This is a genomic window from Streptomyces sp. NPDC020807, assembly GCF_040641575.1.
GTDB lineage: Bacteria > Actinomycetota > Actinomycetes > Streptomycetales > Streptomycetaceae > Streptomyces.
This window is the reverse complement of sequence record NZ_JBFADU010000023.1, coordinates 1-15,883: the sequence shown is the minus strand read 5'-3', so window position 1 is coordinate 15,883 and position 15,883 is coordinate 1. Positions and strand designations below refer to the sequence as shown.

At 72.0% G+C, this 15,883-nt stretch carries 16 protein-coding genes; 15 read left to right on the top strand and 1 reads right to left on the bottom strand.

Annotated features, from left to right (window positions below):
• Positions 1 to 44 precede the first annotated feature (44 nt).
• Positions 45 to 2,255 (bottom strand): elongation factor G-like protein EF-G2, encoded by a 2,211-nt coding sequence (locus AB0G79_RS26530; protein ID WP_360810620.1) that lies wholly within the window; start codon positions 2,253 to 2,255, stop codon positions 45 to 47.
• A gap of 294 nt (positions 2,256 to 2,549) precedes the next feature.
• On the opposite strand from AB0G79_RS26530, the gene pgsA reads away from it, so the two are divergent.
• From pgsA to AB0G79_RS26455, 15 genes are all read left to right on the top strand, one after another.
• Positions 2,550 to 3,209, top strand: a complete 660-nt coding sequence (gene pgsA, locus AB0G79_RS26525; RefSeq protein ID WP_360810619.1) for a phosphatidylinositol phosphate synthase — start codon at positions 2,550 to 2,552, stop codon at positions 3,207 to 3,209.
• Entirely contained in the window at positions 3,206 to 4,120 is a 915-nt protein-coding gene (locus AB0G79_RS26520; RefSeq protein ID WP_360810617.1) for a phosphatidylinositol mannoside acyltransferase, read from the top strand. Before pgsA ends, AB0G79_RS26520 begins: the two co-directional genes overlap by 4 nt.
• A complete protein-coding gene (locus AB0G79_RS26515) occupies positions 4,117 to 5,268 on the top strand; it encodes a glycosyltransferase family 4 protein (RefSeq protein ID WP_360810615.1) in 1,152 nt (383 codons plus the stop codon). Before AB0G79_RS26520 ends, AB0G79_RS26515 begins: the two co-directional genes overlap by 4 nt.
• Before the next feature lie 200 nt (positions 5,269 to 5,468).
• Positions 5,469 to 6,104, top strand: coding sequence for an MBL fold metallo-hydrolase (locus AB0G79_RS26510; protein ID WP_360810613.1), 636 nt, complete (start codon positions 5,469 to 5,471; stop codon positions 6,102 to 6,104).
• A gap of 11 nt (positions 6,105 to 6,115) precedes the next feature.
• Positions 6,116 to 6,658, top strand: a complete 543-nt coding sequence (locus AB0G79_RS26505) for a hypothetical protein (protein ID WP_360810611.1) — start codon at positions 6,116 to 6,118, stop codon at positions 6,656 to 6,658.
• A gap of 114 nt (positions 6,659 to 6,772) precedes the next feature.
• Entirely contained in the window at positions 6,773 to 7,687 is a 915-nt protein-coding gene (pdxS, locus tag AB0G79_RS26500; RefSeq protein ID WP_184932491.1) for a pyridoxal 5'-phosphate synthase lyase subunit PdxS, read from the top strand.
• A gap of 6 nt (positions 7,688 to 7,693) precedes the next feature.
• Positions 7,694 to 8,284, top strand: a complete 591-nt coding sequence (gene pdxT, locus AB0G79_RS26495; RefSeq protein ID WP_360810609.1) for a pyridoxal 5'-phosphate synthase glutaminase subunit PdxT — start codon at positions 7,694 to 7,696, stop codon at positions 8,282 to 8,284.
• 62 nt (positions 8,285 to 8,346) lie between these two features.
• Positions 8,347 to 9,099: a YebC/PmpR family DNA-binding transcriptional regulator gene (locus tag AB0G79_RS26490; protein WP_360810607.1), complete on the top strand. Its 753-nt coding sequence runs from the start codon at positions 8,347 to 8,349 to the stop codon at positions 9,097 to 9,099.
• Positions 9,100 to 9,245: 146 nt separating this feature from the next.
• The gene (gene ruvC, locus AB0G79_RS26485) at positions 9,246 to 9,833 is read left to right on the top strand and encodes a crossover junction endodeoxyribonuclease RuvC (protein ID WP_360810605.1); all 588 of its coding nucleotides are present in this window, start codon (positions 9,246 to 9,248) and stop codon (positions 9,831 to 9,833) included.
• Positions 9,830 to 10,462 (top strand): Holliday junction branch migration protein RuvA, encoded by a 633-nt coding sequence (ruvA, locus tag AB0G79_RS26480; protein WP_360810603.1) that lies wholly within the window; start codon positions 9,830 to 9,832, stop codon positions 10,460 to 10,462. The genes ruvC and ruvA overlap by 4 nt, the downstream gene beginning before the upstream one ends.
• Positions 10,463 to 10,509: 47 nt before the next feature.
• On the top strand, positions 10,510 to 11,601 hold the full coding sequence (ruvB, locus tag AB0G79_RS26475; protein ID WP_360810600.1) for a Holliday junction branch migration DNA helicase RuvB: 1,092 nt from the start codon (positions 10,510 to 10,512) through the stop codon (positions 11,599 to 11,601).
• Positions 11,602 to 11,766: 165 nt separating this feature from the next.
• Positions 11,767 to 12,222, top strand: coding sequence for a preprotein translocase subunit YajC (gene yajC, locus AB0G79_RS26470; protein WP_360810598.1), 456 nt, complete (start codon positions 11,767 to 11,769; stop codon positions 12,220 to 12,222).
• 141 nt (positions 12,223 to 12,363) lie between these two features.
• On the top strand, positions 12,364 to 14,124 hold the full coding sequence (gene secD, locus AB0G79_RS26465; RefSeq protein WP_360810596.1) for a protein translocase subunit SecD: 1,761 nt from the start codon (positions 12,364 to 12,366) through the stop codon (positions 14,122 to 14,124).
• Position 14,125: 1 nt separating this feature from the next.
• Positions 14,126 to 15,193, top strand: coding sequence for a protein translocase subunit SecF (secF, locus tag AB0G79_RS26460; RefSeq protein ID WP_360810594.1), 1,068 nt, complete (start codon positions 14,126 to 14,128; stop codon positions 15,191 to 15,193).
• Complete coding sequence (locus AB0G79_RS26455; RefSeq protein ID WP_360810592.1) at positions 15,190 to 15,741, top strand: adenine phosphoribosyltransferase; 552 nt, start codon at positions 15,190 to 15,192, stop codon at positions 15,739 to 15,741. Before secF ends, AB0G79_RS26455 begins: the two co-directional genes overlap by 4 nt.
• The last annotated feature ends 142 nt before the right edge of the window (positions 15,742 to 15,883 follow it).

Sequence of the window (15,883 nt, the reverse complement as noted above, 5' to 3'; positions counted from 1 at the left end):
TCCCCTTGCCGATTCGATTGGCCTTTCCCTTGTCGGCCCGTCAGTCAGCCGCCCTTACCGGCCTGTTCACGGAGCTTCCTGTCGGCGAGCTGCGGGGGCATCGGCTCGTGCCGGGCGTAGGAGCGGTCGAAGCGGCCGGTGCCGTGGGAGACGGACCGGAGGTCGACGGCGTACCGGCCGATCTCCAGCTCGGGGACCTCGGCGCGGACGAGGGTCCGTCCCGGGCCCGCCTGTTCGGTGCCGACGACCCGGCCCCGGCGGCCGGACAGGTCGCTCATGACCGGGCCGACGTACTCGTCGGGGACGAGGACCCGGACCTCGGCGACCGGTTCGAGGAGGTGGACGGGGGCGTCGGCGGCGGCCTCGCGCAGGGCGAGCGCCCCGGCCGTCTGGAAGGCGGCGTCGGAGGAGTCGACGGAGTGGGCCTTGCCGTCGCGGAGGGTGATCCGGACGTCGACGAGGGGGTGGCCGCCGGTGACACCGCGGGACGCCTGGGCCCGTACGCCCTTCTCGACCGAGGAGACGAACTGGCGGGGGACCGCGCCGCCGACGACCTTGTCGACGAACTCGATGCCGCTGCCGACCGGGAGGGGCTCGACGTCGATCTCGCAGACGGCGTACTGGCCGTGGCCGCCGGACTGCTTGACGTGCCGCCCCTTGCCGGTGGCGGCGGCGCCGAAGGTCTCGCGCAGGGCCACCTGGTGGGGGACGGCGTCGACCTGGACCCCGTACCGGCCGCGGAGCCGTTCGAGGACGACGTCCTGGTGGGCCTCGCCCAGGCACCACAGGACCACCTGGCCGGTGTCCTGGTTGTGTTCGAGGCGCAGGGTCGGGTCCTCGGCGACGAGCCGGGCGAGTCCCTGGGACAGGCGGTCCTCGTCGGCCTTGCCGTGGGCCTCGACGGCGAGGGGGAGCAGGGGCTCGGGCATGGTCCAGGGCTCGATGAGGAGCGGGTCGTCCTTGGCGGAGAGGGTGTCGCCGGTCTCGGCGCGGCCGAGGCGGGCGACGCAGGCGAGGTCTCCGGCGATGCAGGCGGGGAGGGGGCGCTGCTGTCTGCCGAAGGGGGAGGTGAGCCCGCCGACGCGTTCGTCGACGTCATGGTCCTCGTGGCCCCTGTCCGCGAGGCCGTGGCCCGAGACGTGGACGGTCTGGTCGGGGCGGAGGGTGCCGGAGAAGACGCGGACCAGGGAGACACGGCCGACGTACGGGTCGGCGGTGGTCTTGACGACCTCGGCGACGAGGGGGCCGTCGGGGTCGCAGCTGACCGGCGGCCGTGGCCGGCCGTCGGGGGTGGTGACGGCCCGGGGTTCGTGTTCGAGGGGCGAGGGGAAGCCGCCGGTGACGAGTTCGAGGAGTTCGAGGGTGCCGAGGCCCTGGGTGCCGCCGTCGGCGGCGGGGGCGGCGGCGAGGACGGGGTGGAAGGCGCCGCGGGCGACGGCCTTCTCCAGGTCGTCGACGAGGGTCTCGACGTCGATCTCCTCACCGCCGAGGTAGCGGTCCATGAGGGTCTCGTCCTCGCTCTCGGCGATGATCCCCTCGATGAGCCGGGCGCGGGCCCCGGCTATCGTCCGGCGCTGGTCGTCCGTGGGTTCCCGCTCCTTCCGTACGCCCGTCGCGTAGTCGAAGACCTTGCCCGAGAGGAGCCCGACGAGACCGGTGGCGGGGGCGTGGCCGTCGGCTCCCTCGGAGCCGCGCACGGGCAGGTAGAGGGGGAGGACGGCGTCGAGGTCGTCGTGGCCGAAGAGGTCGGCGCAGACGGCGGTGAGCTCGGTGAAGTCGGTGCGGGCGGTGTCGAGGTGGGTGACGACGATCGCGCGGGGCATCCCGACGGCGGCGCACTCCTCCCAGATCATGCGGGTCGAGGCGGCGACGGCGTCGGCCTCCTGGGCCGCCGAGACGACGAAGAGGGCCGCGTCCGCCGCGCGCAGGCCGGCCCGGAGCTCGCCGACGAAGTCGGCGTAGCCGGGGGTGTCGAGCAGGTTGATCTTGTAGCCGTCCCAGCCGACGGGGACGAGGGAGAGCTGCACGGAGCGCTGCCGGCGGTGCTCGATCTCGTCGTAGTCGGAGACCGTCCCGCCGTCCTCGACGCGCCCGGCCCGGTTGAGCGCCCCCGCGGTCTGCGCGAGGGCCTCGACGAGGGTGGTCTTGCCGGATCCGCTGTGGCCGACCAGGACCACGTTCCTCACGGACGCGGGCCGGTCGGCCGCCAAGGCCCTGCCGGCGGCTCCGGCGGCCGTGTTCGCCTTGTCACCCATGGTCTGTTCCTCCCGACTGCTCACGCGGTGCGGCGGAACGCGGGCGCGGGGGAGTGGCGTGTCGCGGTGCGGCTCCTCGGGTGCCCGCGGTGGTCCTTCGAGCTTTGCACCGGCGTCGGAACGCGTCCATACGTCGTACACCGGCAGGGCCGTCCGTCGTACGCGGACCGGCCCCGGCGGGGGACGGCGACGCGGCGGGAGCGGGTGCCCGCCACGTCGGCGGGGCGGGCGTGGCTACGATGGGTGAGCCGGTGGTCATAAGGGCCGCCCGGCCCGACGAACCTCGGGAAGGCCATGCTGAACAAGTACGCGCGTGCATTTTTTACGCGTGTCCTCACACCGTTCGCCGCGTTTCTGCTCCGCCGGGGTGTCAGCCCCGACGCGGTCACGCTCATCGGCACGGCGGGAGTGATGGCCGGTGCGCTGGTCTTCTTCCCCAGGGGCGAGTTCTTCTGGGGCACGATCGTCATCACCCTCTTCGTCTTCTCCGACCTCGTCGACGGGAACATGGCCCGGCAGGCGGGGACCACCAGCCGCTGGGGCGCCTTCCTCGACTCGACGCTCGACCGGGTCGCGGACGGTGCGATCTTCGGAGGCTTCGCGCTCTGGTACGCGGGCAAGGGCGACGACAACGTGATGTGCGCCGTCGCGATCTTCTGCCTCGCGAGCGGCCAGGTCGTCTCGTACACCAAGGCCCGTGGCGAATCGATTGGCCTGCCGGTCGCCGTCAACGGCCTCGTCGAGCGCGCCGAGCGGCTCGTCATCTCGCTGGTGGCCGCCGGTCTCGCCGGCCTGCACGCCTTCGGTGTGCCGGGCGTCCAGGTGCTGCTGCCGATCGCCCTGTGGATCGTCGCGGTCGGCTCCGCGGTGACCCTCGGCCAGCGGGTCGTGACCGTGCGGCGGGAGTCCGCCGAGGCGGACGCCGCGGCCCGGGGGAGCGAGGCGGCCTCGTGAGCACCCTCAAGGACCGGCTGACCGACGGGCTGTACGGCCTCGGGTGGGCGACCGTGAAGAAGCTGCCGGAGCCGGTGGCGACGGCGCTCGGCCGGAAGATCGCCGACACCGCGTGGAAGCGCCGCGGCAAGAGCGTCCTGCGCCTCGAATCGAACCTCGCGCGCGTGGTGCCGGACGCCACGCCCGAACGGCTCGCCGAGCTGTCGAAGGCCGGCATGCGCTCGTACATGCGGTACTGGATGGAGTCCTTCCGGCTGCCGACGTGGAGCAGGGAGCGGGTCGCCGCCGACGTCGACATCAAGGACGCCCACTACCTGCACGAGGGGCTCGCCTCCGGGCGGGGCGTCGTGCTCGCCCTGCCGCACCTGGCCAACTGGGACCTGGCGGGCGTCTGGGTGACCCGCGCGCAGGGCGTGCCGTTCACGACGGTCGCCGAGCGGCTCAAGCCCGAGTCGCTGTTCGACCGCTTCGTCGCCTACCGCGAGTCGCTCGGCATGGAGGTCCTGCCGCACACCGGCGGATCCGCCTTCGGGACGCTCGCGCGGCGGCTGCGGGCCGGCGGCCTGGTGTGCCTGGTCGCCGACCGCGACCTGTCGGCCTCCGGGGTCGAGGTCTCGTTCTTCGGGGACACGGCGCGGATGCCGGCCGGCCCCGCGATCCTGGCGCAGCAGACGGGTGCGCTGCTGCTCCCCGTGACGCTCTGGTACGAGGACGGGTCGACCATGCACGGACGGATCCACCCGCCCATCGACGTACCCGAGTCAGGCACGCGGGCCGAGAAGACGTCCCAGATGACGCAGGCACTCGCCGACGCCTTCGCCGGCGGTATCGCCGACCACCCGGAGGACTGGCACATGCTGCAACGACTGTGGCTCGCGGACCTGGAGGAGCGGGAGGGGCCGAGCACGTGAAGATCGGGATCGTCTGCCCGTACTCCTGGGACGTGCCGGGCGGCGTCCAGTTCCACATCAGGGACCTCGCCGAACACCTCATCCGGCTCGGTCACGAGGTCTCCGTCCTCGCGCCGGCCGACGACGACACGCCCCTCCCGCCGTACGTCGTCTCGGCGGGCCGGGCCGTCCCCGTCTCGTACAACGGCTCGGTGGCCCGGCTCAGCTTCGGCTTCCTGTCCGCCGCGCGCGTACGGCGGTGGCTGCACGACGGCACCTTCGACGTCGTCCACATCCACGAGCCGACCTCCCCGTCGCTCGGGCTGCTGACCTGCTGGGCCGCGCAGGGGCCCATCGTCGCCACCTTCCACACCTCCAACCCCCGGTCGCGCGCGATGATCGCCGCGTACCCGATCCTCCAGCCGGCCCTGGAGAAGATCAGCGCCCGGATCGCGGTCAGCGAGTACGCCCGGCGCACGCTCGTCGAGCACCTCGGCGGCGACGCGGTCGTCATCCCCAACGGCGTCGACGTGGACTTCTTCGCCCGCGCCGAGCCGAAGGCGGAGTGGCAGGGCGAGACGCTCGGCTTCATCGGACGCATCGACGAGCCGCGCAAGGGCCTGCCGGTCCTCATGAAGGCCCTGCCCAGGATCCTCGCCGAGCGGCCGGGGGCTCGGCTCCTCGTCGCCGGGCGCGGGGACGAGGAGGAGGCGGTGGCCTCGCTGCCGGCCGAGATGCGGTCCCGGGTGGAGTTCCTCGGGATGATCAGCGACGAGGACAAGGCGCGGCTGCTGCGCAGCGTCGACGTGTACGTGGCGCCGAACACCGGCGGCGAGAGCTTCGGCATCATCCTCGTCGAGGCGCTGTCGGCGGGCGCGCCGGTGCTCGCCGCCGACCTCGACGCGTTCGCGCAGGTCCTCGACCAGGGGGCGGCGGGCGAACTCTTCGCCAACGAGGACGCGGAGGCGCTCGCGAACGCGGCGATCCGGCTCCTGGCCGACGAGAAGCGGCGCACCGAACTGTCCGAGCGCGGCTCCGCGCATGTGCGGCGCTTCGACTGGTCGACGGTGGGGGCGGACATCCTCGCGGTCTACGAGACGGTGACGGACGGGGCGGCGGCGGTGGACACCGACGAACGAGTGGGCCTCCGCGCGAGACTGGGCCTGTAGCCCCACCTGGGGCTCCGCCCCGGCTCCCTGCCGGCCAGGGGCGCCCTCCCACGCGCGCGGGAGGGCCCCAGCCCCGGGGCCGGCGCCCGTCGCCCCCACCGTGCGTGGACGGGGTCGTCCGGCTGGGCGGTGCGCGCGCCCTGCGGGACCGTCGCTGGACCCGCAGGGTTGGTTCGTCCCGTAGCGGGCAGGGTACGGGGATGGTTTCCGTCGAGCGGCTCGACCTCGGTCACTTCACCCGCCCCGCAGAGGAATGGCACGGCCCCGCCCCCCGCCTCGAACCCACCCTCGCCTACCTCGTGCGCCACCCCGCCGTGCGCCTGCTCTTCGACACCGGCATGGGCACGGGATCGCCCGAGACCGACGCCCACTACCGCCCGGTCCGGCACCCCCTCCCCGTCGGGCCCGGCGACATCGACCTCGTCGTGAACTGCCACCTCCACTTCGACCACATCGGCGGCAACCAGCGCTTCCCCGACACGCCCGTCCTCGTCCAGCGCGTCGAGCTGGCGACCGCCCGCGCCGGTGGCCACACGATCGACTCGCTCCTGACCGGCGTCCGGTACCGGGAGCTCGACGGCGAACACGAGATCGCTCCGGGCGTCCTCGTCGTCCCGACGCCGGGACACACGGAAGGCCACCAGTCGCTCGTTCTCGACGAGGGCGACCGCGTGACGGTCCTCGCGGGCCAGGCGTACGACGTCGCGGCCGAGTTCGGGACGCCGTACCGCCCCTGGCTCGACCGCCTCGCCGAGCTCGCCGACGGACGCCCGGCCCGTGTCCTGTTCGCCCATGACCGCGACCTTTGGGAAGGCGTGCTGCCGCCGCCCCGGTAGCCTGTGCGCCCGTGACCGAAACCCTGATCTGGACCGTTGTCGGGCTGATTCTCATCGGCGTCTATCTCAGCTGGACCGCCGGGCGGCTCGACCGGCTGCACACGCGCATCGACGCCGCCCGTGCCGCGCTCGACGCGCAGCTGCTGCGCCGGGCCTCGGTCGCGCAGGAGCTGGCCACCTCGGGGGTGCTCGACCCCGCCGCGTCGATCGTGCTGTACGAGGCCGCGCACGCGGCGCGGCAGGCGGAGGAGGACCACCGGGAGGTCGCCGAGAGCGAGCTCAGCCAGGCGCTGCGGGCGGTCTTCGGCGAGCCCGAGCAGGTGGAGCTCGTGAGGGAGGCGCCGGGCGGCGAGGAGGCGGCAGGGGAGCTCGCCCAGGCCGTGCGCCGGGTGCCGATGGCCCGCCGGTTCCACAACGACGCCGTGCGGGCGGCCCGCGCCCTGCGCCGCCACCGCAAGGTCCGCTGGTTCCGGCTCGCGGGCCACGCCCCGTTCCCGCTGGCCTTCGAAATGGACGACGAACCGCCGGTGGCCCTTGCCGATCGCCCTGCCTGACCCCCCTAGCCAGCGAAAACGATCCACCGGGTCCACATTGGCCCTTGATGTGAGGCGCAGGTGGCCTGTTTCCTCTTCTTGTCGTCAACCCCTGTTGTCACGAGTGAGGTATCCGTGTCCACCACGCCTTCCACCACCTTCCAGTCCCCCGAGACCGGCACCGCGCGCGTCAAGCGCGGCATGGCCGAGCAGCTCAAGGGCGGCGTGATCATGGACGTGGTCAACGCCGAGCAGGCGAAGATCGCCGAGGACGCCGGCGCCGTGGCCGTCATGGCCCTGGAGCGGGTCCCCGCGGACATCCGCAAGGACGGCGGCGTGGCCCGCATGTCGGACCCGAACATGATCGAGGAGATCATCGGCGCGGTCTCCATCCCGGTCATGGCCAAGTCCCGCATCGGCCACTTCGTCGAGGCGCAGGTCCTGCAGTCCCTCGGCGTCGACTACATCGACGAGTCCGAGGTCCTGACCCCGGCCGACGAGATCAACCACTCCGACAAGTGGGCCTTCACGACCCCCTTCGTCTGTGGCGCCACCAACCTGGGCGAGGCCCTCCGCCGCATCGCCGAGGGCGCGGCCATGATCCGCTCCAAGGGCGAGGCCGGCACCGGCAACGTCGTCGAGGCCGTCCGACACCTGCGCCAGATCAAGAACGAGATCGCCAAGCTGCGCGGCTTCGACAACAACGAGCTCTTCGCCGCCGCCAAGGAGCTGCGCGCCCCGTACGAGCTCGTCAAGGAGGTCGCCGAGCTCGGCAAGCTGCCGGTCGTGCTGTTCTCCGCCGGTGGCGTCGCCACCCCGGCCGACGCCGCGCTCATGCGCCAGCTCGGCGCCGAGGGCGTCTTCGTCGGCTCCGGCATCTTCAAGTCGGGCGACCCGGCGAAGCGCGCCGCCGCCATCGTGAAGGCCACCACCTTCTACGACGACCCGAAGGTCATCGCGGACGCCTCCCGCAACCTGGGCGAGGCCATGGTCGGCATCAACTGCGACACCCTCCCCGAGTCCGAGCGCTACGCGAACCGGGGCTGGTAAGCACCCATGAGCACCCCCGTCATCGGTGTCCTGGCTCTCCAGGGCGACGTACGGGAGCACCTGATCGCCCTGGCCTCGGCTGACGCCGTGGCCAGGCCGGTCCGGCGCCCCGAGGAGCTCGCCGAGGTCGACGGCATCGTCCTCCCCGGCGGCGAGTCCACCACCATCTCCAAGCTGGCCGCGCTCTTCGGCCTGATGGAGCCCCTGCGGGAGCGGATCGCCGCGGGGATGCCGGTCTACGGCACCTGCGCGGGCCTGATCATGCTCGCCGACAAGATCCTCGACCCGCGCTCGGGCCAGGAGACCTTCGGCGGCATCGACATGATCGTCCGCCGCAACGCCTTCGGCCGCCAGAACGAGTCCTTCGAGGCCGGCGTCTCGGTCAGGGGCATCGAGGACGGTCCCGTCGAGGGCGTCTTCATCCGCGCCCCGTGGGTCGAGTCCGTCGGCGCCGAGGTCGAGGTGCTCGCCGAGCACGGCGGACACATCGTCGCCGTACGGCAGGGGAACGCCCTGGCGACCTCGTTCCACCCCGAGCTCACGGGTGATCACCGCATTCACGGCCTGTTCGTCGACATGGTGCGCGCGGCGCGGTGACTCGATCCCGGTAGGATCTCTCGGGTTCGTTCAGAAATGGGTTACGCGAAGGAGACAGGCAGATGTCCGGCCACTCTAAATGGGCTACGACGAAGCACAAGAAGGCCGTGATCGACGCCAAGCGCGGCAAGCTCTTCGCGAAGCTGATCAAGAACATCGAGGTCGCGGCCCGCACCGGCGGTGCCGACCCCGAGGGCAACCCGACGCTGTTCGACGCCATCCAGAAGGCGAAGAAGAGCTCGGTCCCGAACAAGAACATCGATTCCGCGGTGAAGCGCGGCGGCGGCCTGGAGGCCGGCGGTGTCGACTACGACACGATCATGTACGAGGGCTACGGCCCGAACGGTGTCGCGGTGCTCATCGAGTGCCTCACCGACAACCGCAACCGCGCCGCGTCCGACGTGCGTGTCGCCATGACGCGCAACGGCGGCTCCATGGCGGACCCGGGCTCGGTCTCGTACCTGTTCAACCGCAAGGGCGTCGTCGTGCTCCCCAAGGGCGACCAGACCGAGGACGACGTCCTCGAGGTCGTGCTCGACGCGGGCGCCGAGGAGGTCAACGACCTCGGCGACTCCTTCGAGATCATCAGCGAGTCCACCGACCTGGTCGCGGTCCGATCCGCCCTCCAGGGCGCGGGCATCGACTACGACTCGGCCGAGTCCCAGTTCGTCCCGACCATGCAGGTCGAGCTGGACGAGGAGGGCGCGCGCAAGATGTTCAAGCTGATCGACGCGCTGGAGGACAGCGACGACGTGCAGAACGTCTTCGCCAACTTCGACGTCAGCGACGAGGTCATGGCCAAGGTCGACGCCTGATCGCGTCCGATCTCACTGATCGCGCCTGATCACGGCCGTTTCGCAGCGGGCCGACGGGGACACACCCCCGTCGGCCCGCTGCGTTGTCAGTGGCAGCCGATAGCCTGCACAAACAGGTGAGCGAAAGCGGTCCAGGGAGGGGCACAGTGCGCGTTCTCGGGGTGGACCCCGGACTGACCCGGTGCGGCGTCGGCGTCGTCGAGGGCGTCGCGGGCCGGCCGCTGACCATGCTCGGCGTGGGCGTCGTCCGGACGGCCGCCGACGCGGACATCGGTGTGCGCCTGGTCGGCATCGAGCGCGGCATCGAGGAGTGGCTCGACCGCTTCTCGCCCGAACTGGTCGCCGTGGAGCGCGTGTTCAGCCAGCACAACGTGCGGACGGTCATGGGTACGGCCCAGGCCAGCGCGGTCGCCATGCTGTGCGCGTCCCGCCGCGGCATCCCCGTGGCCCTGCACACCCCCAGCGAGGTCAAGGCCGCCGTCACCGGCAGCGGGCGCGCGGACAAGGCCCAGGTCGGCGCCATGGTGACCCGGCTGCTGCGGCTCTCCGCGCCGCCCAAGCCGGCCGACGCCGCCGACGCCCTCGCCCTCGCCATCTGCCACATCTGGCGGGCCCCCGCCCAGAACCGACTCCAGCAGGCCGTCGCCGCGCAGAACCGCCTCCAGCAGGCGGCCGCCCGGCACGCGGCCACCGCCACGACCCCGACCAGCGCCCTGAAAGGCCGAACCCGATGATCGCCTTCGTCAGCGGCCCGGTCGCCGCCCTCGCCCCCTCCACCGCCGTGATCGAGGTCGGCGGTGTCGGCATGGCCGTCCAGTGCACCCCGAACACCCTCTCCACGCTGCGGATCGGCCAGGAGGCCCGGCTCGCGACCTCCCTGGTCGTCCGCGAGGACTCCCTCACCCTGTACGGCTTCGCGGACGACGACGAGCGGCAGGTCTTCGAGCTCCTCCAGACCGCCAGCGGCGTCGGCCCCCGCCTCGCCCAGGCCATGCTCGGCGTCCACAGCCCCGACGCCCTCCGCCTCGCCGTCTCCACCGGCGACGAGAAGGCCCTCACCGCGGTCCCCGGCATCGGCAAGAAGGGCGCGCAGAAGCTCCTCCTCGAATTGAAGGACAAGCTCGGCGCACCCCTCGGCAGCAGCGGCATGGTCGGCGCCCAGCGCGCCGCCGCCGCGGGGCCCGCCCCCTGGACCGAGCAGCTCTCCGCCGCCCTCATCGGCCTGGGCTACGCGAGCCGCGAGGCCGAGGAAGCGGTCAGCGCCGTCACCCCGCAGGCCGAGGCCGCCCTCGCCGAGACCGGCACGGCGCCCGTGTCGCAGCTGCTGCGCGCCGCCCTCCAGACCCTCAGCCGGGCCCGCTGACCCGACGCATCCGCCGCCAGGCCCGTACGAACGAAAAGGCAACCACCGTGAACTGGGACGACGAGACGCCACCGGCCCCCGACGAGCGCATCGTCGGCGCCACCGCCGAGGGGGACGACCAGGCCGTCGAAGCCGCCCTGCGCCCCAAGGACCTCAGCGAGTTCGTCGGCCAGGAGAAGGTCCGCCAGCAGCTCGACCTCGTCCTCAAGGCCGCCCGCCAGCGCGGCGCCACCGCCGACCACGTCCTGCTCTCCGGCGCCCCCGGCCTCGGCAAGACCACCCTGTCGATGATCATCGCGGCGGAGATGGGCGCGCCGATCCGCATCACCTCGGGCCCCGCCATCCAGCACGCCGGAGACCTCGCCGCGATCCTCTCCTCCCTCCAGGAGGGGGAGATCCTCTTCCTCGACGAGATCCACCGCATGTCCCGGCCCGCCGAGGAGATGCTCTACATGGCGATGGAGGACTTCCGCGTCGACGTCATCGTCGGCAAGGGCCCCGGCGCCACCGCCATCCCCCTGGAGCTCCCGCCCTTCACCCTGGTCGGCGCCACCACCCGCGCCGGACTCCTGCCGCCCCCGCTCCGCGACCGCTTCGGCTTCACCGGCCACATGGAGTTCTACGAGGCGGGCGAGCTCCAGCGTGTGATTCATCGCTCGGCCGGGCTCCTCGACGTCGAGATCGACCCCGCGGGCGCCGCCGAGATCGCCGGGCGCTCCCGCGGCACCCCGCGCATCGCCAACCGCCTCCTGCGCCGGGTCAGGGACTACGCGCAGGTCAGAGCGGACGGAGTGATCACCCGCGAGGTCTCCGAGGCTGCCCTCCAGGTGTACGAGGTCGACAGCCGAGGCCTCGACCGCCTCGACCGCGCCGTCCTGGAGGCCCTCCTCAAGCTCTTCGGCGGCGGACCGGTCGGTCTGTCCACGCTCGCCGTGGCCGTGGGGGAGGAGCGCGAGACCGTCGAGGAGGTCGCCGAGCCCTTCCTCGTACGGGAGGGACTCCTCGCGCGCACACCCCGTGGCCGCGTCGCCACTCCCGCGGCGTGGGCCCACCTCGGTCTCGTTCCGCCGCAGGTGGCGGGCCCGGGTGGCCCGGGTACCACACAGGGATCGGGACAACAGGGGCTCTTCGGGGCGTGACGGTGGTGACACTCGCCCGGACCGGAACCGGGGTGCGATGCTGGACGTTGTTCAGTCGATGCGGACTCGCCTAGACTCCGCCGATGCCGCCCTTTCCGGTCGGCGCGCCCACCCCCGAAGATCAGGCCGCGGGTTCTCCGCGACCGTGCGAAGGAAACCCGTCCCGTGAGCATCGTGACCCTCCTCCCCTTCATCGTCCTCATCGGGGCCATGTTCCTGATGACCCGCTCTGCGAAGAAGAAGCAGCAGGCGGCTGCGCAGATGCGTGACGAGATGCAGCCCGGCACCGGCGTGCGCACGATCGGGGGGATGTACGCCACCGTCAAGGAGATCGGCGACGAGACCGTCCTCCTCGAGGTCGCCCCCGGCGTCCACGCGGTCTACGCGAAGAACGCGATCGGCGCGGTCCTCGACGACGCGGAGTACAACCGCATCGTCCACGGCGACGAGCCGGAGTCGGAGACGACCGACACCGTCGTCCCCGACGACGCCTCCTCGCTGACCGAGGCCACGGAGACGGACGCGCCGAAGGCCGACCTGACGAAGAAGTCGGACGCGGCCGAGGCCGACGCCGAGGTTCAGAAGGACGGCAAGGCCGACGGCGAGACCGACGCGAAGTAGTCGCGGCCGGGATTCCGCGCACGCCCACGGCGTGCGCGGCCCCGGAACGGTTCCACGTCTGCGGGGGATGGTCCCCACACACACTTCGTGGCCGTCCCGCGCATACCCGGCGCGGGGCGGTTGGACAGGGAGATACGACAGGTGGCAGCACCGAAGAAGGGCCGAAGGCCGGCCGGGGGACAGAGCCGTCCCGGCCGCGCCCTGGCACTCATCCTGATCGCCATGGTCGCGCTGACCGGCGGGATGTTCGCGTCGGGGCACACCACCCCGCGCCTCGGCATCGACCTCGCCGGCGGTACGTCGATCACGCTCAAGGCGAAGGCCGACCCCGGCCAGGAGTCCGCGGTCAACGAGACCAACATGAACACCGCGGTCGGCATCATCGAGCGCCGTGTCAACGGTCTGGGTGTCTCCGAGGCCGAGGTCCAGACCCAGGGCCGCGAGAACATCATCGTCAACATCCCTCGCGGGACGAACGAGAAGCAGGCGCGCGAGCAGGTCGGCACCACCGCCCAGCTCTACTTCCGCCCCGTTCTCACCGTCGCGGACGGCGCGCCCCAGGCGCCCGCCGCCAAGCCCTCGGGCACTCCCTCCGCCAAGCCGTCCTCCTCCGCGTCCGCGGGGACGAAGTCGGCCACGCCGACGGCCACGGCCACCTCGCAGGGCCGCGTGGTCAGCGAGGCCCTCAAGGCCACGAACCCCACGCCCACCGCGAGCTCCTCCGCGACCCCGAAGGCGTCCGCCACGCCCAAGGCGACCGGCACCCCCACGGCGACTCCTTCCGCCGACGCCTCCACCCTCGCCCTCCAGGAGAAGTTCAGCAAGCTGAACTGCCTGGACCCGAAGCAGCGCACCGCCGCCGGTGAGCGCGTCAAGCCGACCGAGCCCACCGTGGCCTGCGGCGAGGAGGCCCCGGGCCAGTGGGCCAAGTACCTCCTCGGCCCGGCCGAGGTCGACGGCCGTGACGTCGACAACGCCAAGGCCGGCCTCGACCAGCAGACCGGCCAGTGGGTCGTCGACATGGAGTTCACCGACTCGGGCTCCAAGAAGTTCCAGTCGATCACCGGCAAGCTCGCGCAGCAGACCGACCCGCAGAACCGCTTCGCGATCGTCCTGGACGGCGAGGTCGTCTCGGCCCCGTCGGTCCGCCAGACGCTGAGCGCCAACGCCCAGATCTCCGGCAGCTTCAACCAGCAGTCGGCCCAGGACCTCGGCAACATCCTGTCGTACGGCGCCCTGCCGCTCGCCTTCGAGACCCAGAGCGTCGACACCGTCACCGCCGCCCTCGGCGGCGACCAGCTGGAGGCCGGCCTCATCGCGGGCGCCATCGGTCTCGGCCTGGTCATCATCTACCTGGTCGTCTACTACCGCGGCCTGTCGCTCATCGCGATCGCCAGCCTCGGTGTCTCCGCGCTGCTCACCTACGTGCTCATGGCCCTCCTCGGCCCGGCCATCGGCTTCGCGCTGAACCTGCCGGCCGTCTGCGGCGCCATCGTCGCCATCGGCATCACGGCCGACTCGTTCATCGTGTACTTCGAACGCGTCCGCGACGAGCTCCGCGAAGGCCGCACGCTCCGCCCGGCCGTCGAGCGCGCCTGGCCGCGCGCCCGCCGCACCATCCTGGTCTCCGACTTCGTGTCGTTCCTGGCCGCGGCCGTGCTCTTCATCGTCACCGTCGGCAAGGTCCAGGGCTTCGCGTTCACGCTCGGCCTCACCACCCTGCTCGACATCGTCGTGGTCTTCCTCTTCACGAAGCCGCTCATGACGCTGCTCGCCCGCACGAAGTTCTTCGGCAACGGTCACCCGTGGTCCGGCCTGGACCCGAAGCGCCTCGGTGCCAAGCCGCCGCTGCGCCGCTCGCGCCGTGTCTCCTCCGCCACCGTCGACCCGAAGGAGGCGTGAGATGTCGAAGCTCGGCGATCTCGGCGCCCGGCTGCACCGTGGTGAGGTCGGTTACGACTTCATCGGCAACCGCAAGATCTGGTACAGCATCTCCATCCTGATCACGATCACCGCCATCGTGGCCCTGGCCGTCCGCGGCCTCAACATGGGCATCGAGTTCCAGGGCGGCGCGGTCTTCACCACCCCCAAGACGGACGTGTCCGTCAGCCAGGCCCAGGAGTACGCGGAAGAGGCCTCCGGCCACGACGCGATCGTCCAGCAGCTCGGCAACGGCTCCCTGCGCATCCAGGTCGGCGGCCTCGACACGGCCCAGTCCGACCAGGTCCGCGCGGAGCTCGCCGAGGACCTCAAGGTCCCCGAGGACAAGATCGCGGCCGAGCTCGTCGGCCCCAGCTGGGGTGAGCAGATCGCCACCAAGGCCTGGACGGGCCTCGGGGTCTTCATGATCCTCGTGGTGATCTACCTCGCCATCGCCTTCGAGTGGCGGATGGCGGTCGCGGCACTGATCGCGCTCATCCACGACCTCACGATCACGGTCGGCATCTACTCGCTGGTCGGCTTCGAGGTCACCGTCGGTACCGTCATCGGTCTGCTGACGATCCTCGGCTACTCGCTGTACGACACCGTCGTCGTCTTCGACTCCCTCAAGGAGCAGACGAAGGACATCACGAAGCAGACCCGCTTCACCTACAGCGAGCTCGCCAACCGCTCGATCAACGGCACCCTGGTCCGTTCGATCAACACCACCGTCGTCGCGCTGCTGCCGGTCGCCGGCCTGCTCTTCATCGGTGGCGGCGTCCTCGGCGCCGGCATGCTCAACGACATCTCGCTGTCGCTGTTCGTGGGTCTCGCCGCCGGTGCGTACTCCTCGATCTTCATCGCCACCCCGCTCGTCGCCGACCTCAAGGAGCGCGAGCCGGCGATGAAGGCCCTCAAGAAGCGCATCCTGGCCAAGCGGGCCTCCGCCGCCGCCAAGGGCGAGCCCCTCGACGACTTCGCGGCCGACGCCGAGACCGCCGTCGTGGGCCAGCGCGCGGGCCACCGCGGCGCGTCGGAGCACCTCGGATGACCGCCGAGGCCCAGGACGTCACCGGACTCCTGCTCAGCCGCATCCGTGACGTCCCCGACTACCCGAAGCCGGGCGTGCTGTTCAAGGACATCACGCCGCTGCTCGCGGACCCCGAGGCGTTCACGGCCCTCACCGACGAGCTGGCCGAGCTGTGCGTCAAGCACGGCGCGACGAAGATCGTCGGCCTCGAGGCCCGCGGCTTCATCCTGGCCGCCCCGGTGGCCGTCCGCGCGGGCCTGGGCTTCATCCCGGTCCGCAAGGCCGGCAAGCTCCCCGGGGCCACGCTCCGCCAGGCGTACGAGCTGGAGTACGGCACCGCCGAGATCGAGGTGCACGCCGAGGACCTGGCCGCGGGCGACCGCGTCATGGTCATCGACGACGTCCTCGCCACCGGCGGCACGGCCGAGGCCTCGATCGAGCTCATCCGCCGCGCCGGCGCCGAGGTAGCCGGTGTCGCGGTCCTCATGGAGCTGAGCTTCCTCCCGGGCCGCACCCGGCTGGAACCCGCCCTTGACGGCGCCGCGCTGACGGCGCTGATCACGGTCTGACATCGGGGGTCGACCCCCTGAGGGGGGGGGCCGGGACAAACCCGCGGCGCCCGCCCCGTGTGCCCGGGTGCCCCGGCTCCCCCGCGCGGGCCCCCCGGCCGGGGTGACAACACCCGGGGGGGGCGGACCCACCGTCATAGGG

Coding starts and splice junctions, on each gene's coding strand:
- AB0G79_RS26510 (WP_360810613.1), top strand. CDS start 5,469: ATGGTTTCCGTCGAGCGGCTCGACCTCGGTCACTTCACCCGCCCCGCA.
- pdxT (WP_360810609.1), top strand. CDS start 7,694: ATGAGCACCCCCGTCATCGGTGTCCTGGCTCTCCAGGGCGACGTACGG.
- AB0G79_RS26455 (WP_360810592.1), top strand. CDS start 15,190: ATGACCGCCGAGGCCCAGGACGTCACCGGACTCCTGCTCAGCCGCATC.
- AB0G79_RS26490 (WP_360810607.1), top strand. CDS start 8,347: ATGTCCGGCCACTCTAAATGGGCTACGACGAAGCACAAGAAGGCCGTG.
- ruvA (WP_360810603.1), top strand. CDS start 9,830: ATGATCGCCTTCGTCAGCGGCCCGGTCGCCGCCCTCGCCCCCTCCACC.
- pgsA (WP_360810619.1), top strand. CDS start 2,550: ATGCTGAACAAGTACGCGCGTGCATTTTTTACGCGTGTCCTCACACCG.
- AB0G79_RS26530 (WP_360810620.1), bottom strand. CDS start 2,255: ATGGGTGACAAGGCGAACACGGCCGCCGGAGCCGCCGGCAGGGCCTTG.
- secF (WP_360810594.1), top strand. CDS start 14,126: ATGTCGAAGCTCGGCGATCTCGGCGCCCGGCTGCACCGTGGTGAGGTC.